This window comes from Edwardsiella ictaluri ATCC 33202, from assembly GCF_000264785.1.
Classification (GTDB): domain Bacteria; phylum Pseudomonadota; class Gammaproteobacteria; order Enterobacterales; family Enterobacteriaceae; genus Edwardsiella; species Edwardsiella ictaluri.
The window spans coordinates 81988-102420 of record NZ_AFJI01000056.1 but is presented as its reverse complement, the minus strand read 5'-3'; the positions used below and the strand labels follow the sequence as shown (position 1 = coordinate 102420).

Annotated in this window: 14 protein-coding genes and 4 pseudogenes; 11 read left to right on the top strand and 7 right to left on the bottom strand. The window is 58.8% G+C overall.

Going from position 1 to position 20433, the window contains the following annotated elements:
- The first annotated feature begins 2 nt into the window (after positions 1 to 2).
- From fdxH to fdhE, 3 genes are all read left to right on the top strand, one after another.
- Complete coding sequence (fdxH, locus tag EIEH_RS08520; protein ID WP_015872881.1) at positions 3 to 956, top strand: formate dehydrogenase subunit beta; 954 nt, start codon at positions 3 to 5, stop codon at positions 954 to 956.
- Positions 943 to 1593, top strand: a complete 651-nt coding sequence (gene fdnI / locus EIEH_RS08515; protein WP_015872882.1) for a formate dehydrogenase-N subunit gamma — start codon at positions 943 to 945, stop codon at positions 1591 to 1593. The genes fdxH and fdnI overlap by 14 nt, the downstream gene beginning before the upstream one ends.
- A gap of 82 nt (positions 1594 to 1675) precedes the next feature.
- Positions 1676 to 2602, top strand: a complete 927-nt coding sequence (fdhE, locus tag EIEH_RS08510; RefSeq protein ID WP_015872883.1) for a formate dehydrogenase accessory protein FdhE — start codon at positions 1676 to 1678, stop codon at positions 2600 to 2602.
- A gap of 43 nt (positions 2603 to 2645) precedes the next feature.
- Here fdhE and yigL read toward each other — a convergent pair whose 3' ends face one another.
- Positions 2646 to 3443: a sugar/pyridoxal phosphate phosphatase YigL gene (gene yigL / locus EIEH_RS08505; protein ID WP_015872884.1), complete on the bottom strand. Its 798-nt coding sequence runs from the start codon at positions 3441 to 3443 to the stop codon at positions 2646 to 2648.
- Positions 3444 to 3459: 16 nt separating this feature from the next.
- Entirely contained in the window at positions 3460 to 4485 is a 1026-nt protein-coding gene (gene pldB, locus EIEH_RS08500; protein ID WP_015872885.1) for a lysophospholipase L2, read from the bottom strand.
- A gap of 282 nt (positions 4486 to 4767) precedes the next feature.
- Here pldB and asd point away from each other — a divergent pair, with 282 nt between their 5' ends.
- On the top strand, positions 4768 to 5871 hold the full coding sequence (gene asd / locus EIEH_RS08495) for an aspartate-semialdehyde dehydrogenase (protein WP_015872886.1): 1104 nt from the start codon (positions 4768 to 4770) through the stop codon (positions 5869 to 5871).
- A gap of 60 nt (positions 5872 to 5931) precedes the next feature.
- Here asd and EIEH_RS18475 read toward each other — a convergent pair.
- Positions 5932 to 6283: pseudogene (locus EIEH_RS18475) on the bottom strand (LytS/YhcK type 5TM receptor domain-containing protein); the annotation flags it as partial.
- A gap of 775 nt (positions 6284 to 7058) precedes the next feature.
- On the opposite strand from EIEH_RS18475, the gene mgtA reads away from it, so the two are divergent.
- From mgtA to EIEH_RS20100, 3 genes and pseudogenes are all read left to right on the top strand, one after another.
- Positions 7059 to 9770 (top strand): magnesium-translocating P-type ATPase, encoded by a 2712-nt coding sequence (mgtA, locus tag EIEH_RS08490; protein WP_035609243.1) that lies wholly within the window; start codon positions 7059 to 7061, stop codon positions 9768 to 9770.
- A 285-nt stretch (positions 9771 to 10055) separates the two neighbouring features.
- The gene (pitA, locus tag EIEH_RS08485; protein ID WP_015872889.1) at positions 10056 to 11552 is read left to right on the top strand and encodes an inorganic phosphate transporter PitA; all 1497 of its coding nucleotides are present in this window, start codon (positions 10056 to 10058) and stop codon (positions 11550 to 11552) included.
- Between the two features lie 155 nt (positions 11553 to 11707).
- Positions 11708 to 11833 (top strand): annotated as a pseudogene (locus tag EIEH_RS20100) (IS3 family transposase); the annotation flags it as partial.
- Positions 11834 to 12480: 647 nt separating this feature from the next.
- On the opposite strand, the pseudogene EIEH_RS08475 reads toward EIEH_RS20100, so the two are convergent.
- Positions 12481 to 12711: pseudogene (locus EIEH_RS08475) on the bottom strand (sodium-dependent transporter); the annotation flags it as partial.
- A 367-nt stretch (positions 12712 to 13078) separates the two neighbouring features.
- Positions 13079 to 13414, bottom strand: a complete 336-nt coding sequence (gene uspB / locus EIEH_RS08470; protein ID WP_015872893.1) for a universal stress protein UspB — start codon at positions 13412 to 13414, stop codon at positions 13079 to 13081.
- 598 nt (positions 13415 to 14012) lie between these two features.
- Here uspB and uspA point away from each other — a divergent pair.
- The 3 genes from uspA (at position 14013) to gdhA (ending at position 17731) form a co-directional block, all read left to right on the top strand.
- Positions 14013 to 14450 carry a universal stress protein UspA gene (gene uspA, locus EIEH_RS08465; RefSeq protein ID WP_015872894.1) on the top strand — a complete coding sequence of 146 codons (438 nt, stop codon included), beginning with the start codon at positions 14013 to 14015 and terminating at the stop codon, positions 14448 to 14450.
- 281 nt (positions 14451 to 14731) lie between these two features.
- Positions 14732 to 16207, top strand: coding sequence for a dipeptide/tripeptide permease DtpB (gene dtpB / locus EIEH_RS08460; protein WP_015872896.1), 1476 nt, complete (start codon positions 14732 to 14734; stop codon positions 16205 to 16207).
- A gap of 177 nt (positions 16208 to 16384) precedes the next feature.
- Positions 16385 to 17731, top strand: coding sequence for an NADP-specific glutamate dehydrogenase (gdhA, locus tag EIEH_RS08455; RefSeq protein WP_015872897.1), 1347 nt, complete (start codon positions 16385 to 16387; stop codon positions 17729 to 17731).
- A 9-nt stretch (positions 17732 to 17740) separates the two neighbouring features.
- Here the strand turns inward: gdhA and EIEH_RS08450 are convergent, their stop codons facing one another.
- Together EIEH_RS08450 and EIEH_RS08445 are read right to left on the bottom strand one after the other, a co-directional pair.
- Positions 17741 to 19207: a sensor histidine kinase gene (locus EIEH_RS08450; RefSeq protein ID WP_015872898.1), complete on the bottom strand. Its 1467-nt coding sequence runs from the start codon at positions 19205 to 19207 to the stop codon at positions 17741 to 17743.
- A complete protein-coding gene (locus EIEH_RS08445; protein ID WP_015872899.1) occupies positions 19204 to 19917 on the bottom strand; it encodes a response regulator transcription factor in 714 nt (237 codons plus the stop codon). The genes EIEH_RS08450 and EIEH_RS08445 overlap by 4 nt, the downstream gene beginning before the upstream one ends.
- 150 nt (positions 19918 to 20067) lie before the next feature.
- Here EIEH_RS08445 and EIEH_RS08440 point away from each other — a divergent pair.
- Positions 20068 to 20430 (top strand): annotated as a pseudogene (locus EIEH_RS08440) (FGGY-family carbohydrate kinase); the annotation flags it as partial.
- Positions 20431 to 20433: the final 3 nt, after the last annotated feature.

Genomic DNA, 20433 nt, shown 5'->3' with positions numbered 1-20433 from the left:
CCATGTCACAGCAATCCCAAGACATTATTAAGCGTTCGGCCACCAATTCCCTGACGCCGCCCCCCAACGGGCGCAATCACCAGGAGGAAGTGGCCAAGCTTATCGACGTGACCACCTGCGTCGGCTGTAAGGCCTGTCAGGTGGGCTGTTCAGAGTGGAACGATATCCGGGATGAGGTCGGACACTGCGTCGGGGTGTATGACAACCCCGCCGATCTGAGCGCCAAGTCCTGGACGGTGATGCGCTTCTCGGAGGTCGAGGAGAACGGTAAGCTGGAGTGGCTGATCCGTAAGGATGGCTGCATGCACTGTGCCGATCCGGGCTGCCTGAAGGCCTGTCCGTCGGCAGGCGCCATCATCCAGTACGCCAACGGTATCGTCGACTTTCAGTCCGAGCACTGCATCGGCTGCGGCTACTGCATCGCCGGCTGCCCGTTCAATGTGCCGCGCATGAATCCGGAAGACAAACGGGTGTACAAGTGCACCCTGTGCGTCGACCGCGTCACCGTCGGCCAAGAGCCAGCCTGCGTCAAAACCTGCCCGACCGGCGCCATCCACTTTGGCACCAAGGCGGCGATGAAGACGCTGGCGGCCGAGCGCATCAGCGAGCTGCAGGGCCGCGGCTTCGCCGATGCCGGCCTGTACGATCCGCCGGGCGTCGGTGGCACCCACGTGATGTATGTGCTGCACCACGCCGACCGGCCCGAGCTGTACCACGGGCTGCCGAAGGATCCGCATATCGATACCCCCATCACGCTGTGGAAGGATGTGCTCAAACCGGTCGCCTTTGCCGGTTTCATCGCCACCTTTATCGGGCTGCTGTACCACTACATCGCCGTCGGCCCCAATACGGAGGACGCAGACGATCACGGCGATACGCCGCGGGGTAACGCTGGCGGGCAGGAGCATAGCCAGAAGCAAGGACATGCAGAGGAGAATCACCATGAGCAAAAATAATCTGATCCTGCGCACCCGGTTTATTGACCGGGCGTGTCACTGGACGGTGGTGATCTGCTTCTTCCTGGTCGCGCTATCCGGGATAGCGCTGTTCTTCCCCACGCTACAGTGGCTGACCGAAACCTTCGGAACACCGCAGATGGGGCGGATTCTGCACCCCTTCTTCGGCGTGCTGATCTTTGTTACCCTGCTGGTTATGTTCTTCCGCTTCGTAAGGCATAACCTGTTCGAACGCCAGGATATTCCCTGGTTTAAGGGGATCATTGAGGTGCTGAAGGGCAACGAGCACCTGGTGGCGCGCGTGGGTAAATATAACCCGGGGCAGAAAGCGATGTTCTGGAGCATCATGAGCCTGATCCTGGTGCTGCTGATCACCGGCATCATCATCTGGCGCCCCTACTTCGCCGACCGCTTCCCGATCCCGCTGGTGCGCTACTCGCTGCTGCTGCACGCCGTCGCCGCCATCGTGCTGATCCATGCCATCCTGATCCATATCTACATGGCATTTTGGGTCAAAGGCTCGATCAAAGGGATGGTGGAAGGCAAGGTCAGCCGTCGCTGGGCCAGAAAACACCACCCGCGCTGGCTAGAAGGAGTGGAAGAAAAGGAGGCCCAGTCCGGTAAAAAGCCGGGCTGATCCCCCATTCTGTCGCGGACTCCCGTCGTCCCCCGGGCGGCGGGAGTCCGCGATGTATTCACAACACATCAGACGAAACCCTATGAGCATTCGAATTCATCCCCAGGAGCAGATCGACGCCAAAAGCCGCTCAGGCGCACTGGGACCGATCGCCCCGCTACTACTGCCCAATCTGCAGCGACTGTACAGCCAACGCGCAGAGCGCCTGCGTATGCTGGCAGACGGACACCCGCTGACCGACTACCTGTGCTTTGCCGCCACGCTGGCCGACGCGCAGCAACAGGCGCTGTTCGATAACCCGCTAACGCTGGATCTGGCGCCGGTCGTCGCCAACGCCGCCGCCAACGGCACCCCGCCACTGGCGACGCAAACCTTCGCCCGGACGCCCCACTGGCAGCGGCTGCTGCTGGCCATCATCGCCGAGCTGCGTCCCCAGGCGCCGGTACACGTCCTGCCGGTGCTGGAGGGCCTGGAGAAGTGCGCCGCCGGTGAGCGCGAAGCGCTGGCCAGCGCCCTGCTGGCGGGCGACTACGCCGCCGTCGGCAGCGACAGGGCGCTGTTCCTGTGGGCCGCCCTCTCTCTTTACTGGGCCCAAATGGCCAGCCAGCTGCCCGGACGGGCACAGGCGGAGTACGGCGAACAGCGCCACGTTTGCCCGGTGTGCGGCAGCATGCCGGTCAGCAGTGTCGTTCACATCGGCGGTAGCAACGGACTGCGCTATCTGCACTGCAGTCTGTGCGAAAGCGAATGGCATATGGTGCGCGTGAAGTGCAGCAACTGCGAGGAGAGCCGCGACCTGAGCTATTGGTCGCTGGAGAGCGAGCAGGCGGCGGTGAAGGCCGAAAGCTGCGGCGACTGCGGCAGCTATCTAAAAATCCTATACCAAGAAAAAGACAGCGGCGTCGATGCCGTGGCCGACGATCTCGCCACGCTGCTGCTGGATGCCAAAATGGAAGAGGCGGGCTTCGCCCGCAGCAGTCTTAACCCCTTCCTGTTCCCCGGGGAGTAAGACTCAACGCCGGGCGCAGCGCGCCCGGCCATCCCGATAGCGCTTAGAGGTACATCTTGCGCAGATAGTGCGGCACTGCATCGTCCGCGTTGCTGCCGATCACCGCCATCTGCGGCAGCAGATCCTTCAGGCGCTGGTGCGCATCGGCCATGATGCCCCCTTTGCCCGCCATGCTCAGCATCTCCATGTCATTCATGCCGTCGCCAAAGGCGATACACTCTTGCAGACCATAGCCCAAACGGTGCGCCACAAACTCCAGCGCATGTCCCTTCGACACCCCACCGGCCATCACCTCTAGACAGGTGGGCAGAGAGAAGCTGACGTTCACCCGATCGCCCCAGCGGGCATTGATCGCCTTCTCCAGCGGCAGCAGCCGATCATGATCGGCGCAGGTGTAATAGACCTTACAGATGCCGTCCGCCGGCAGCATCGCCGACTCAAAGACATGGTAGTGGAACACCGACTCCTGGAAGAACGCCCGCTGGGCGGGATCCTCACGGTTCATAAACCAGTCGTCGTTGCGGTAAACATTGGTCAGGATCTGCGGGTCATCGTGCACGATCGAGAAGAGATCGCGGGCGATATCGGGATCCACATTATCACTGAAGATAAGCTCACCCAGCGGATCGTGCACCCGGGCACCGTTGGAGGTGATCATAAACGCCTTGATCCCCAGACTGTCGCGCACCTGCGCGATATCGATATGGTGACGTCCGGTGGCGAAGACGAAGTGCACCCCTTTCTGGGTCAGCAGGCGCAGGGTTTCCCGGGCAAAGGGGGTCAGGGTATGCGCGGGCGACAGCAGGGTGCCGTCCATATCCGAAGCTACGATATGATACATAGAGTACGTTCTAACCTCAGCTGGGGTTGGCGGCAATAGGTGCCGACGATTCATAAAATTGTTTAAAAAACAGCATGATAGCGGTTATCGCTTCGGCACGCTGGCTGTCCCGTTCAAACAGGATCTCATGACGTGCGCCCTTGATGACCAGCGGCGCGCCGCCCCAGGGGGCGTTGCCGGCGGCAGCGAGTGTCTGACAGAAACGCAGCTGTGACGCATTATCCACCACGCGATCCTCTGCGGCCTGCAGCAGCAGCAGCGGCGTGACGATCTCCGGCGCCACGCGCTGGACCCGTTCAGCAGCGGCCAAGCTTTCGGCGACCCACTGATAGGTCGGCCCACCCACCTGCAGCCGTGGATAGTCAGAATAATAGCGCAAAAAACGACGATACCGCACCCGGCTGTGCGTGAGTTCGTTAACCATAAATGGCAGGGGGCGCCAGTAGCCTGTGCCCAAGGCATAGCGGGTGCGCCGCTCACGGCGGCGCGCGGCCCAGGTCAGGATGCCCTTCGCCAGCCAGCGCGGCAGCGGCAGACGGATCCCGGTCATCGGCGCACACAGCGCCGCGGCGGTCAGCCCCGCGGGGCGGCGGGCCAGAAACAGGGCGCTGATAGCACCACCCATCGAATGCGCCAGTAAAAAACGCTGCCGATAGGGGCGCGCCAGCAGCTCACGCTGCCACAACTGCTGCAGATCATCCACGTAGTCGTCGAAGCGCTCCACGTGACCGCGGTGTGGGTCGTTCAGCATCCGTTCGGAAGTTCCCTGGCCGCGGTGGTCGATGATCACCACGTCATAGCCGCTCACAAACAGATCGTAGGCCAGCTCCGGATATTTCATATAGCTTTCAATGCGCCCCGGGGCGATCAGTATTGCGCGGGTGTGCCGTGCATCGCAAAAGGCCACGTAGCGGATCGCAATGCCGTCAACGCCGCAGAATTCGGCCTCCCGGCGCCGCTGCCAAAAGTTCAGCAGCGGTCCGGTCGTAAACGCAGCAAAGCCACGCTCACGCGTCAGCCAGCCGTGGATCATGGAAGACATCGGTGTCATTGTCATGGTATCGCGCAGGAAAATAAGGGTAGCGCGGTGCGCCGTTACAGCGGGCTATTGTGGCATAAAAAGTGTCCTGCGGGGAGCTCTCCCCCTGCGGCACGGCGCACCGCCATTATGAGTCCCGCGCGCCGATCCCACCGCCGTCATCGAATAAATTCACTTGCGCATCGCGGCACATCTTGTAAGTTTGAGGATTATCACGCCGTTGCGCGCCGCACTGACGCGCGGCGGCCGATCCGTAACTCGTCACCATCCAAGGCAGGAGTGCATATGAAAAACGTTGGTTTTATCGGCTGGCGCGGCATGGTTGGCTCGGTGCTTATGCAACGCATGAGCGAAGAGCGCGACTTCGACGCTATCCGCCCGCTCTTTTTTTCAACCTCGCAGCATGGCCAGCCTGCGCCGACGTTCGGCGGTCACGGCGGCACGCTGCAGGATGCCTCCGATATCGACGCGCTCAAGGCCCTGGATATTATCATCACCTGCCAGGGTGGCGATTACACCCACGCCGTCTACCCGCGGCTGCGGGCGGCGGGCTGGCAGGGTTACTGGATCGATGCCGCCTCTGCGCTGCGGATGCAGGATGATGCCATCATTATCCTTGATCCAGTCAACCGCGCGGTGATCGATCGTGGCCTGGAGAACGGCGTTAAAACCTTTGTTGGCGGCAACTGTACCGTCAGCCTGATGCTGATGTCTCTGGGCGGACTGTTCGCCGCCGATCTGGTGGAGTGGGTCTCCGTCGCCACCTATCAGGCCGCCTCCGGCGGCGGTGCCCGCCATATGCGCGAACTGCTGACCCAGATGGGGATGCTGCACGGCCAGGTGGCCCCAGCGCTGGAAAACCCGGCCAGCGCAATCCTGGATATTGAGCGCCAGGTCACCGATCTGATGCGTAACGGTACCCTGCCGACGGATAACTTTGGCGTTCCGCTGGCCGGTAGCCTGATCCCGTGGATAGACAAGGCACTGGATAACGGTCAGAGCCGTGAGGAGTGGAAGGGGCAGGCCGAAACCAATAAGATCCTGGCGAGCCCCCAGACGATTCCGATCGATGGTCTATGCGTCCGGGTCGGTGCCCTGCGCTGCCATAGCCAGGCCTTTACCGTTAAACTGAAGCGCGATATCGCCATTCCTGAGGTGGAGCAGCTGCTGGCCCGCCATAACGAGTGGGTGCGGGTGATCCCCAACGATCGCGAGCTGAGCATGCGTGAGCTGACGCCGGCTGCCGTCACCGGAACCCTGGCTACACCGGTCGGCCGTCTGCGCAAGCTGAACATGGGGCCACAGTATCTGTCCGCCTTTACCGTGGGCGACCAGCTGCTGTGGGGTGCCGCCGAGCCGTTGCGCCGCATGCTGAGGCTACTGCTCTAGCCCGTGCCCTGATGCGGTGCTGGCGCTGTCGACGGGGGTAACCTCCCCGTCGTTGGTGACCACGGTGGAGACCATACAGGCCAGCGCCGTCATTCCCCCATCGAATAGCGGTGCAGACGGTCAGAAAGCCAACGCCCGATCCGCCCAGCACCGCGCCGATGGCCCGGGTATTGGCGATAGAGTCATCGATATGCAGGCTAAAGTAGACCCCATAATGCAAAACATGGAGAAATGGAGAAGGAGAAGGAGAAGGAGAAGGAGAAGGAGAAGATGAGGTAGCACACCAGCTTATGCTGGCAGACGGATGGTTACCTGCATCAGCAGAATAAACAACGGTGTTTTACTCAGCAGACAGGCAGGCGCACATTTGCTGCAGCAGAGACAACATCAAATCTATCTGGCTGACGCCCATATCCCCACCTTCACCAGGGTGTGTCGTCATTATATGCCGACATACTTTCCGCCGCTGCGCTGCCGTAGACAAAAAAAAGCCAGCACCCGATGCTGGCTAAAAATTGGAAGCAATGTGAGCAATGTCGTGCCTTCCCGGTGGAGGAGAAGCCACCACCCGAAAAACAATTTAATGATAATTATTATCACATATTGGTGTAAAGCGTTTTTGTAAGAAAGTGCGAGCCGTGCGATACATCTCTACTTATTGATATTTAATAATATTATCTGTTTTTATCCCAATATAAGGATGAAAAGGATAACTTTGTTAACTATTGGTTTAACTCTGTACGGTTTACAGCTCTCACGGGCAGAACTATAGTTGGCCCACTTTTTAGTTGGTGGAGATACCCTCCTTGGACAGTCAGAGTCATCAGGACAACACGCACTTATCCCTGGCAAGCTGACCATCTTCACGATGTGCTGCTTGCCGAACCCAGGCGGGCAGCAACACTTCATCTCGAACTGCTGCATACCCTTAGAAATGACAGACGCGCTGCGCACTGTGCACGCGTAAATGCGGACAGTTATCATGCTGTTTTATACACAGGCACTGTTTCCTCCGGGCGAATAAGCTTCGCCGCGGCGTACATTATGCCGTTGCTAACCTGAAACGCTGCGTGTAACGACGCAAGATGCGCCGCGCCCAACGTTTCCCTACGCCTCACACGTAACGTACAGACACCTTTTGCCGGGCGGCAGGGGTGTGCTCAAAAAAAGCCAATGAGTAGCGCACTATGACTCAGATGATCGATCAAAACACCGAGGCTCTTGACAGCCGCCGGGAAAAGCAGAAAAAACGCCACGCTATCGCCGATGAAGCACGCGTCAGCCTGGACGCCACGCTGGCCAACCTCTCCGCCAATACATTGGGGCTGGAAGAGGACGACGCCCGCGACCGTCTACAGCTGCACGGCCCCAACCAGGTTGCCCATGATAAGGCGCCACCGGCACTGATTCAGTTCTTCATGGCATTTAACAACCCCTTTATCTATGTACTGATCGCGCTGGCGCTGATCAGCTTCTTCACCGACTACTGGCTCCCGCTGCGTCACGGTGAGCCGACCGATCTGGCCGGAGTGATCATCATTCTGGTGATGGTCTCCCTCAGCGGACTGCTGCGCTTCTGGCAGGAGTTCCGCACCAATAAGGCCGCCGAGGCGCTGAAATCCATGGTACGTACCACAGCAACCGTGCTGCGTCGTGCCCATCCGTTTGCCCAGAGCGAATGCCACGAGATACCGATGCAACAACTGGTGCCGGGCGACATCATTCTGCTCTCCGCTGGCGATATGGTACCGGCCGACGTGAAGCTGATTGAGTCGCGCGACCTGTTTATCAGCCAGGCCGTGCTGACCGGGGAGTCTCTGCCGATCGAAAAATATGACGTGACCGCCAGCGTGCGTGAAAAGTCCAGCAAACCCTGCGGCACCGAAGGCAGCCTGCTGGAGCTGGCCAACGTCTGCCTGATGGGCACCAATGTCTCCAGTGGTACGGCCCGGGCAGTCGTGGTCGCCACCGGCAACCGCACCTACTTCGGATCGCTGGCCAAGTCCATCGTTGGCACCCGCTCGCAGACCGCCTTTGACCGCGGCGTCAACAGTGTCAGCTGGCTGCTGATCCGCTTCATGCTGGTCATGGTGCCGATCGTGCTACTGATCAATGGCTTTACCAAAGGCGACTGGACCGATGCCGCGCTGTTTGCCCTGGCTGTCGCCGTCGGACTCACGCCGGAGATGCTGCCGATGATCGTCAGCTCTAACCTGGCCAAAGGTGCCATCACCATGTCGCGGCGTAAGGTGGTCGTGAAGCGCCTCAACGCCATCCAGAACTTTGGCGCCATGGACGTACTGTGCACCGATAAGACCGGCACCCTGACCCAGGATCGCATTATTCTTGAGCACTATCTGGATCCCCAGGGTGTCGAAAACCCTCGCGTCCTGCAGCTGGCCTGGCTGAACAGCTATCACCAGAGCGGCATGAAAAACCTGATGGACAAAGCGGTGATCCGCTGCGGCCAGGATCAACCGGCCATTGAGGCGATGGCCGGCTACAGCAAAGTCGACGAGCTTCCGTTTGACTTCAGCCGACGCCGCCTCTCTATCGTAATCAGCGATGAGCAGCAGAACCATACGCTGATCTGTAAGGGCGCCGTCGAAGAGATGCTGGCCATTGCCAGCCACATTGAAGATCACGGTCAGGTACAGCCGCTGGATGAGGCACGCCGCGCCGCATTGCAGTCGCTGGCAGAGGGGTATAACCGCCAGGGATTTCGCGTGCTGATGCTCGGTACCCGCGATCTCGGTCACGATGGCTGTGCGTTTCCCCTGAGCATTGCCGACGAACGCGATCTGACCCTGTGCGGTCTGCTGACCTTCCTGGATCCACCGAAAGAGTCCGCCGCCACCGCCCTTGACGCGCTGCGCGAAAACGGCGTCGTGGTCAAAGTACTGACTGGCGATAATCCGACCGTCACCGGTAAGATCTGTCAGGAGGTGGGGCTGATACCGGGAGAGATCCTGCTGGGCAGCGATATCGAAAATATGGACGACCAACAGCTGGCGCAGGAGGTGGAGCTGCGTACCGTATTCGCCAAGCTGAGCCCGCTGCAAAAATCCAGGGTACTCAAAGCGCTGCAGAATAATGGCCACACCGTCGGGTTTCTTGGCGATGGGATCAACGACGCGCCGGCGCTGCGTGACGCCGACGTCGGTATCTCCGTCGATACCGGAACGGATATCGCCAAAGAGTCGGCGGATATCATCCTGCTGGAGAAGGATCTGATGGTGCTGGAGCAAGGGGTGATCACCGGGCGTGAGACCTTTGGCAATATCATCAAATACCTGAACATGACCGCCAGCTCTAACTTCGGCAACGTATTTTCTGTGCTGGTTGCCAGCGCCTTCATTCCATTTCTGCCGATGTTGGCCATTCAGCTGCTGCTGCAGAACCTGCTGTACGATCTGTCGCAGATGAGCCTGCCGTGGGACCGGATGGACAAGGAATTCCTGCGCAAGCCGCGCAAATGGGATGCCAAAAACATCGGGCGCTTTATGCTGTGGATCGGGCCGACCTCATCCCTGTTTGATATCGCCACCTATGCCCTGATGTGGTATGTGTTCTCTGCCAACAGTCTTGCTCATGAGTCGCTGTTTCAGTCTGGCTGGTTCATCGAAGGACTGCTGTCGCAGACGCTGGTCGTGCATATGCTGCGCACCCAGAAGATCCCGTTCATTCAAAGCTGCGCCGCCCTGCCGGTAATGCTGACCACCGGGATCATCATCGTACTCGGGATCTATATCCCCTTCTCGCCGCTGGGACATTTTATCGGCCTGCAGCCGCTGCCGCTGGCCTACTTTCCGTGGCTGGTCGCCATCCTGATGAGCTACTGTGTTCTGACGCAACTGATGAAGCGTTTCTATATTCACCGCTTCGGTCAGTGGTTCTAATCCCAGTGGAGCGCTGCGATATCACGCAGCGCTCCGCGAGCCCCCGGGTAAAAAAACGCCGGGAGCATACTGATAAACAAGGAAATGCCATAGAAAAACAAATCATCTTATAAAATATTTTTAGCAGCATAATTCTTATAACTTTATGAAATACTAAGAGTAGTCTTAACTTCCCCCCCACTTTTATCGCCAACAAATCAAAAAAACGGCATATTTTACTTTTCCCCACCCAGCCTTCTCGCCGATAATGCGCCGCGTTCATGTCCACAAACTGGCGTAACGCATATGCTACATCTCTTTGCAGGGCTAGATTTCCATACTGGCCTAATGTTAGTCCTCGCGCTGCTCTTTGTGCTGTTCTACGAAGCCATCAACGGCTTCCACGATACGGCCAATGCGGTCGCAACCGTGATTTACACCCGTGCGCTGCGTTCGCAGATCGCCGTGGTAATGTCCGGTATTTTTAACTTCCTCGGCGTCATGCTGGGCGGCCTGAGCGTGGCCTATGCCATCGTTCACCTGCTGCCGACCGACCTGCTGCTGAACGTGGGCTCCGCCCATGGGCTGGCCATGATGTTCTCCCTGCTGCTGGCGGCGATCATCTGGAACCTGGGAACCTGGTATTTCGGTCTGCCGGCCTCCAGCTCCCACACCCTGATCGGGGCCATCATCGGTATCGCGCTGACCAACGCGCTCATGACCCATACCTCCGTGATGGATGCGCTTAACATACCGAAGATGATTGAGATCTTCCTCTCACTGATCATCTCGCCGATCGTCGGCCTGCTGCTCGCCGGTATGATAGTCTGGATGCTACGCCGCTACTGGAGTGGAACCAAAAAACGTCGCCGTATTCATATGACTCCGGCCGAGCGTGAAAAGATCGACGGCAAACGTAAGCCACCGTTCTGGACCCGTATCGCCCTGATCATATCGGCTATCGGTGTCAGCTTTTCCCATGGCGCGAACGATGGGCAGAAAGGGATCGGCCTGCTGATGCTGGTACTGATCGGTGTCGCCCCGGCAGGTTTCGTGATGAACATGGACGCGACGGGATACGATATTGCCCGTACCCGCGATGCCATTACCCACCTGGATCAATACTATCGTCGGCATCAGGCTGAGCTGAGCCACGTCATCAGCGCGGAACCGGAAGTCCCGGCCAACGAAGATGTCAAAGGCGCCAAGATATTCCACTGCGACCCTGCCCGTGCCCAGGTCGCCATCGCCAGTGCGCAGGGCATGCTGACCGATCTGCAAAGCTACGATCAGCTGAGCGTCGATCAGCGCAGCCATATGCGCCGCCTGCTGATGTGCGTCGCCGATACGGCAGGTAAAGTGGCCAAACTGCCGGAAACCAGCGAAACCAATAAGCGCTTCCTGACCGATCTGCGTAAAGATCTGCTGGCGACAGTGGAATATGCTCCGATGTGGATCATCGTCGCCGTTGCCCTGGCTCTGTCACTGGGCACCATGGTCGGCTGGCGCCGCGTCGCCACCACCATCGGCGAAAAGATCGGGAAGAAAGGGATGACCTACGCGCAGGGGGTCTCCGCGCAAATGACCGCCGCGGTCTCCATCGGCGTGGCCAGCTACACCGGGATGCCGGTCTCCACCACCCATGTACTCTCCTCTGCAGTCACCGGCACCATGCTGGTCGACGGCGGCGGCGTACAGGGCAAAACGGTGAAGAACATCCTGCTGGCCTGGGTACTGACGTTGCCCATGGCAATCATCATCTCCAGCCTGCTGTACTGGCTGGCGCTCACCTTCGTGGTCTAACGGTCCGTTAAACGATAAAAAAGCCCGCAAATGCGGGCTTTTTTTTGGTAATTGACCTGTCCTGAATAGCGTTGACACGTTGCTGACTAAAATCTGGAGAACGTGATAATGACTGATTCAAACGTACCCAACGTGATTATCCTCTATCCTTTAAGATAGCCGTTGTTGAGCAGGTCGAAAAAGGCGAGATGACCTATAAACAGGTCCAGCAACGATACGGTATTCAGGGACGCGCCACCGTTCTTGTCTCGTCGCGTAAATATGGCCGGCTTGACTGGACCTTGGGCTCCCTGACCTAGCGAAGAGGAAACTGCCTGTGACACAGACAAATCCCTCACTCACACCCGAGCAAAGAATCAAAGAACAGGAAGAGCAACTGAAGCTGGTAAATCAGAAAGCTAATTTTTTTAGTCGGTTATCAACGTCCTGAAAACGATGACAAGGTGAGCATGGTAAAAAAGTGGCCCGGCAGGTCTTCGCGCAAAGTCAGGCCGTAAAAATAACCGTTACGCGCGCATGCCAGCTCCAGGGGCACAGCAGACAGGCCTGGTATCAGGACAAGGGCAGGTACAATAAATGACTGGGGAGTAATATTCATTTCATTGATTTTATTTACCATATTCAGAGAAATCAGCCACAAATTGGTACGTGTAGACTGCACTATCTACTGAACAATCAGGCCGACAGAATGCTGAATATCGGGCGGGACCGCTTGTTTACCCTACTGGATGAACACCGGCTCCTGATACCGATGAAACGGGCATATCACAAAACCACCAACAGCCATCGTCGGTTTTACCGGCATCCGAATCCGCTGAAACCCGGCCCCGGACAGGTTACTACCCTTAAGCTGGAGCAGGTCTGGGTTGCCGACATTAGGTTAGATGTCATAAAGTCCAGCCAATCAAGCAGCGTACGCCCACCCCGGGAGTAGTACGCAAGACGCCAGCGCCCACAGGCTGCCAAATGGCAGATGGGAAAAGAGCACCGGCATCGTCATAAAAGCCAGCCCTGGCCCGGCGCTGGGATCCAGCCTGGCCGCGCTCAGCGCGGGAAAAATTATCAGCCCGGCCAACACGCACACCAGGCAGGAGAGTGCCACCACCCACAGACTGGAGCAGGCCACGCCGCGACGGCCCGGCAGATAGGCGCTGTAGGTGGTGGCCGCCACATCGGGAAATTTTCAGATGGTGCCGATACCAATCGCCGATCCGGCGGCGGCTGGGATATTCCCCACCCTCGATGACCACTGGGGACCGTGCTCGGCCGTCTGGCCGCTGGCTAACATTTGACTCATAACATCGATCCGATTGAATTACGGATCGCCGACATTCGTCTTGAGGGTATCTGCAATAGGGCCGCCATCCGACGGCCCTGAAAGAGTGAATGATGTGCGCAGGCCGCCCTAGGTGCTAAGGAGTAGGTTTAGCAGGCGACGCTGGGTTGACATGGTTATCGTATCCCACCATGAGAGGCTCTTCTCCGACCTGTAACAATCCCGGGCGTTAGGCAACGCCCGTTTACCCTCAGTGCCAGAGCATCAGTGCAATCAATGCGACCACCACCAGGCCACACAGAGCGCTGGTCAGAATAAACTGACGGCGCAGACGCTCGCAGCGACGGATAAATTCCCCGTCATGGTGATCGCAGTAACGGCGCTCATAGATATAGCGCACCAGGCGCAGCTGTTTGCCAGGCTGCCCGTGGCTGGTAAAAAAGCCGCCGCCATCCACGTACTGGTACAGCAGCGGATCGCAGCCACGCAGTACCACCAGCAGGGCACGCAGGGAGGAGTAATAGCGCAACATGTTGACCACACACACAATAAACAACGCCCAAAATAACGCGACGGTATTAATCATGGTTTCCCCCTCCCGGCATCCTCACGGCATAACCTCCGTGCCGTGGACACCCTATCCAGACAGACAACGCCGACGTAGCTGACTTGCCCCGCGCACGGTGTTGTTATGAAGAGACGGCGAGCCACGGCGGGCGGGCTCTCCTGTACTTAGTGTAGGAAATCTGGCGACAAACCGTACAGAGATCACAAAATTTATTTATATATTACATGGCACGCCGGAGTTCTCTACGCTATAGGTTATAGATTTCATTATATATTCATGAAAACAACCACAAAAATAACATCATGGATATGGGGATTCCGGGGATAAATCAACTTTTCCGCGTAATAGGGAAACAGTACTTGATTTACCCTGCGGCGATCCTTATAAAAAATGGGTTAACTATGTTACCTGACGCGGTCCTGCAGTCGTGGGGCAGCGTTTACAACTGACTCCGGTCACGGTCTTCTCCGGGATGGTCATACAAAAAACTACCCTGTGAGCCGCACGACACATCTCGCTGTCCGGACAGTGCTAACATACAGGCATCGCCAGCGCGCCCACCGGGACGGACGAAACCTGTAATCACCGTTAATCGGCTTTAGGAAGGAGCTATATTATGGCTTATAAACACATCCTGGTTGCTGTAGACCTTTCTCCGGAAAGTAACATACTGGTCGAAAAAGCCGTATCCATGGCGCGCCCCTACAATGCCATGGTTTCGCTGATCCACGTAGACGTCAACTATTCCGATCTGTATACCGGCCTGATCGACGTTAATCTGGGCGATATGCAAAAACGTATCTCCGATGAAACGCACCATGCCCTGACCGAGCTGTCGCAAAACGCGGGCTATCCGATTACCGAAACCCTGAGCGGCAGCGGCGATCTTGGTCAGGTGCTGGTCGACGCCATCAAGAAATACGATATGGACTTAGTCCTGTGCGGTCATCATCAGGACTTCTGGAGCAAGCTGATGTCCTCCGCCCGCCAGCTGATTAATACCGTTCATATCGACATGCTGATCGTCCCGCTGAAGGATGAAGGGGACGACTAACTTCACGTCGATCGTCCCGCGGTTGCTTTATCACGCCGGCGCGTCTCTACGCGTCGGCGTTTTTTATTTTGGCCACAGCATACCCCCAACCGTTCTTCAGGATAGTGTGATTCGCCAACAAAATCGCACCATTTCAAAATAATAAACCATAAAATAATCATTTATGCCGCATTTAATGCAGCCTATCTGCTTATAAAATGGCATTCTGTTTCATTAGATCGTGGGGTGACAGGCCCCGCCGACCCTTTTCGCGACATAACAATAATCTGAGATCAACCACAATGAACAACACCGCGCCCGGTTTACTCCACCAACCCAAGCCCTTCTTCATGATCTTCTTCGTTGAGCTGTGGGAGCGCTTCGGTTATTACGGCGTACAGGGCATTCTGGCCGTCTTTTTCGTCAAGCAACTGGGCTTCTCACAGGAGCAGGCCTTCATCACTTTCGGTGCCTTTGCCGCGCTGGTCTACGGACTGATCTCTATCGGCGGCTACGTCGGCGACCATCTGCTGGGCACCAAGCGCACCATGGTGCTCGGCGCCATCGTGCTGGCGCTGGGCTACTTCATGACCGGTATCTCGCTGCTGAAACCAGAGATGATCTTCATCGCTCTGGGGACCATCGCCGTCGGCAATGGTCTGTTCAAGGCGAACCCGGCCAGCCTGCTCTCCAAATGCTACCCGCAGAAGGATCCTCGTCTGGATGGCGCCTTCACCCTGTTTTACATGTCCATCAACGTCGGATCGCTGCTCTCCCTCTCCCTGGCACCGATCATCGCCGAGCGCTTCGGCTATGCGGTGACCTATAACCTGTGCGGCCTGGGACTGATCATCGCCCTGCTGGTCTACTTTGCCTGCCGCGGCATGGTACGCAACATCGGCTCAGCACCGGATCATCAGCCGCTGAACTATGGCAAGCTGCTGCTGGTACTGGCCGGGGCCGTGGTCATGATCGCGATTTGCGCCTGGCTGATGCACAACGTCGGCGTCGCCAACATCGTGCTGATCGCCCTCTCCGCAGTGGTGCTGTACTTCTTCTTCCGCGAGGCCTTTAAGCAGGATAAAACCGGGCGCAACCGGATGTTCGTCGCGTTCATCCTGATGGTCGAAGCCGTCCTGTTCTACATTCTCTATGCGCAGATGCCGACCTCGCTTAACTTCTTCGCCATCAATAACGTCCGCCATGAGCTGCTCGGCTTCGCCATTAACCCGGTCAGCTTCCAGGCGCTCAACCCGTTCTGGGTCGTGGTGGCCAGCCCGGTCCTGGCCTCGATCTACACCCGCCTGGGCAGCCGCGGCCGCGACATGACCATGCCGACCAAATTTACCCTGGGAATGCTGCTGTGCTCTCTGGGCTTCCTCACCGCCGCTGCCGCGGGCATGTGGTTTGCCGACACTCAGGGGTTAACCTCTCCCTGGTTTGTGGTGCTGGTCTACCTGTTCCAGAGCCTCGGGGAGCTGATGATCAGCGCGCTTGGGCTGGCAATGGTCGCCGCGCTGGTCCCCCAGTATCTGATGGGCTTTATTCTGGGGATGTGGTTCCTGACCCAGGCCGCCGCCTTCCTGCTCGGTGGCTACGTCGCGACCCTCACCGCGGTCCCGGCGGGGATCCACGATCCGCTGCAGACCCTGCCCATCTATACCGGCGTCTTCGGTAAGATCGGTATCGCTACGCTGATCGTCACGCTGGTGATGGCAGCAATGGTACCCTGGCTTAACCGGATGATGAACACACCGATCGATGGCCAAAAAGCCTAATTATTCTCTTCTCAATAAAGCCCTGACAGCACAGGGCTTTGTTCTTTTTTTCTCCAGCTAAAACTCCTTGCGCTGCCCGTGTGAAGCGATGCTATAGTCCCAGACAGCCTATTTTTCAGGCTAATGACAGACGTCTGCGACACAGCGAATGCAATCCAATAATAACAAGGAGTTTTTATGGCTCACCTCGCATCAGTCGATCAATTCATGCAGCATGTCCAGCTGCGCGATCCCCATCAGCCGGAGTTTGCACAGGCCGTCCGTGAGGTCATGACAACCCTGTGGCCTTTTCTGCAGCAGCACCCCCACTACCGCGACAGTGCCCTGCTGGAGCGGCTAATCGAGCCGGAGCGGGTGATCCAATTTCGTGTCAGCTGGGTGGATGACCGTAACCAGGTGCAGGTGAATCGGGCCTGGCGCGTACAGTTCAGCTCGGCGATTGGGCCATTCAAGGGCGGAATGCGCTTTCATCCCTCGGTCAATCTGTCGATCCTCAAGTTTCTCGGCTTTGAGCAGACCTTTAAAAACGCACTCACCACGCTGCCGATGGGCGGGGGAAAAGGTGGCAGCGATTTTAACCCCAAAGGGAAAAGCGCCGGTGAGATCATGCGCTTCTGTCAGGCGCTGATGACCGAGCTGTATCGCCATCTCGGCGCTGATACCGACGTTCCGGCGGGAGATATCGGCGTCGGCGGACGCGAGGTCGGCTATATGGCGGGAATGATGAAAAAGCTCGCCAACAACACCGCCTGTGTATTTACCGGCAAGGGGCTCTCCTTCGGCGGCAGCCTGATGCGCCCAGAGGCCACCGGCTATGGGCTGGTCTATTTTACCGATGCCATGCTCCGGCGCCATGCCATGGGGCTGGAGGGCATGCGCATCGCCGTTTCCGGCTCTGGAAACGTGGCGCAATACGCCATCGAGAAAGCGATGGCGCTGGGCGCCAGGGTCATTACCGCATCAGACTCCAACGGCTGCGTAGTCGATGAGGTGGGATTTACCCCGGAAAAGCTGGCCCGCCTGTGCGCGATCAAGGCGACGCCGGATGGCCGGATCGCCGATTACGCCCGCGAGTTTGACCTGATCTATCAGGAGGGGCGCCAGCCTTGGCACGTACCGGTCGATATCGCGCTACCCTGCGCCACCCAGAATGAGCTGGATGCCGACGCCGCACGCACCCTGATCGCCAACGGCGTGCGCGCGGTGGCCGAAGGGGCCAACATGCCCACCACCATTGAGGCCACCGACCTGTTCTTAGCGGCCGGCGTCCTGTTTGCCCCCGGCAAGGCGGCCAACGCCGGTGGGGTCGCCACCTCAGGACTGGAAATGGCACAGAACGCCGCGCGCCTCGGCTGGCGCGCAGAGGAGGTCGATCGCCGTCTGCAGCAAATCATGCTGGATATCCATCAGGCCTGCGTCGACTACAGCGGCGGTCAGAGCGGACCGGTGCACTACGTGCGCGGCGCCAACATCGCGGGCTTCGTGAAGGTCGCCGACGCCATGCTGGCGCAGGGCGTACTGTAGTCCACAGCCCTACAGCGGCAGCGACAGTCGAAAACAGGCACCCTGTCGCTGCCGCGCGATCAGAGCGATATCCCCGCCGTGCAGCTCCAGCATCCGTTTCACGATCAGCAGCCCCAGCCCCCCGGCGCCGTAACGCGCCCCGCTGGATGACAGCGGCCGCTGGAACAGCGCGCTGCGCAGTCCATCGGGAATCCCGGGACCGCTGTCGCACAACTCAACCCACAACTGCCGCCCCTCCTGCCATAGGCGTACGACGATGCGCCCCTCCTGCGGCGTATGGCGCACGGCGTTATCCAGCAGGTTGGTCAGTACCCGCTCCATCATATGGATATCAGCCGAAATCAGCGGTAGGCCAGTCGCTACGTCGGCGCTCAGCGTCAGGCCGCGGGCCTCGGCCGCCAGCTCAAACTTTTGAAACACATCCTGCAGCAGCTCGCTAAAAGAGAAAGGCTCGCGCTGCGGCTTCACCGCACCGTACTCCAGGCGCGCCAGCTCAAACAGCTGCTGTGCCAGATGCCCGACCTTCTGGCTTTGGGCCAGCGCCGTATCCAGGTAACGCCGTCGATCGGCGGCGCTCAGGGTATCCCGCTTCAGGCTCAGCGTCTCCAGATAGCCATGCAACGACGTCAGGGGCGTGCGCAGATCGTGAGAGACGGTGGTGATAAACTCGCGCCGCTGGCGATCCTGCTCGGCCAGGCGCTGCCACTGCTTGGTGATCCGCCGCGCCATGCGGCCAAACGCCCGCTGCAGCTGGGCGACCTCATCCTCGCCGCGGATCTGCTGCAGTGCGGCCAGCGTCGCAGGCTGTACGGTCTCCAGCCCTTCGTGCTCCAGACGCCCCACCTGACGCGTCAGGGCGTGAACCGGGCGGGTGACCCAGCGGTAGACCAGCAGCCAGGCCAACAGCCCGCAGACCAGGATCAGGGTTATCGACCAGCTGGCCATGCGCCAGGCGGAGCCGAACCGGACGTTGTCGCTCAGCCGGCTGTAGTTCTCTCCCAGCAGCACCACATACAGATAGCCGCGCGTATGGCCGTTCAGCGATAGCGGCGCGGCGCTAAACACCTTACGGGCGTCCGGGCTGCGCGGATCGTCACCGTACAGCGGCAGCGATTTTCCCGCCAGGAACGCCGCGATCGGCGCCAGACTGACCTGATGGCGCACGATACGCCCCGGCGGCGCCGCATCGCCAATGATCCGCCCCTGCTCATCCAGCAGATAAACCTCCACGCTGGGGTTCACCGCCATCAGTTGATCGAACAGGTTTTTTACCGACGCCGGATTCAGGCCGTCGGCCTGCAGCAGCGGGTTATGCTCGGCGATATGACGCGCCAGATTCGCGGACAGACGCTGGATTACCTGCTGGCTATACTGCGTATTACTGCGCAGCTGCAGCCAACCGGTCAGGGCGCTGCACACCAGCAGCAGCAGGGCAAACACCAGCGTCAGGCGCTGCGCCAGGCTCAGGCGGCTCATACCGCCCCCCCGGCGTCGGCGAACCTGTAGCCGGCGCCCCAGACGGTCAGGATCAGCGCCGGCTCGGCGGGATCGGCCTCGATCTTGGTACGCAGGCGGTTAATATGGGTATTGACCGTATGCTCGTAGCCGTCGTGTTGGTATCCCCACACCTTGTCCAATAGCTGCAGACGTGAAAATACCTGCCCGGGGTGACGGGCAAAGAAGTACAGCAGATCGAATTCGCGCGGCGTGAGCTCAATCGGCCGCTCCCCCACCCACACCGCCCGCGCCATGGGGTCGATGGTCAGCAGGCCATAGCTCAGGCGTCCCCCCTCCAGCATCAGGTTGCGGCCCATTGCCTCCTGGCGACGAAACAGCGCCTTTACCCGGGCGACCAGCTCAATCATGGAAAACGGCTTGGCCAGGTAATCGTCGGCTCCCAGTTCCAGCCCCAGCACCCGGTGAACTTCGCTGGATCGGGCGCTGGTGATGATGATCGGGGTATAGCGGGTCATGGTGCGCACCCGGCGGCAGATATCCAGCCCATCCACGCCCGGTAGCATCAGATCGAGGATCAGCGCGTCCCATCCACCCTGTTCAACCAGCGCCATCCCCCGATCGCCGTCGGCAGCGTGGGTCACCCGGTATCCCTCATCGCACAGATGCAGCGTCAGCAGTTCGGCAATCAGCGTGTCATCCTCTACCACCAGAATTCGTTTCACCGTCATCACCGACTCCCCCAGCAATGTTTTTTCCAGTCTACATGGCCTGCCGGAGGCGAGTTATCACATTTTGTTTATAACCCCGCCACCATGGCGACAGGGTGTTTACTTTCAATCAAAGCAACGAAACACGCTCCATCTTGATGGAAGCGGGCGCTGAGCGGCCGGAGGCTGTTGTGCCCCCCAGAGGGTTTGGCGACCATCCAGTCGATGGTCCCGGACACCCGCCATATCATCGAAACCATGAACCAGAGCAGCTACCGCATCGACACCATCACGGTCAGCGGCGGCGGGACCAAGAACCCAATCTTCGTTCAGGAGCACGCCAACACCACCGGCTGCGCCATGATGGGCACCGTTGCAGCCGTCATCTTTAACACCCTGCCGGAGGCGATGGGTGCCATGAGCCGCATCGGCAAGACCGTAACGCCGCAGACCAACAGCATCAAGCGCTACTACGATCGCATATACCGGGTGTTCCATGAAATGTATCAGGACCATAGGAAGTATCGCAGCTGATGC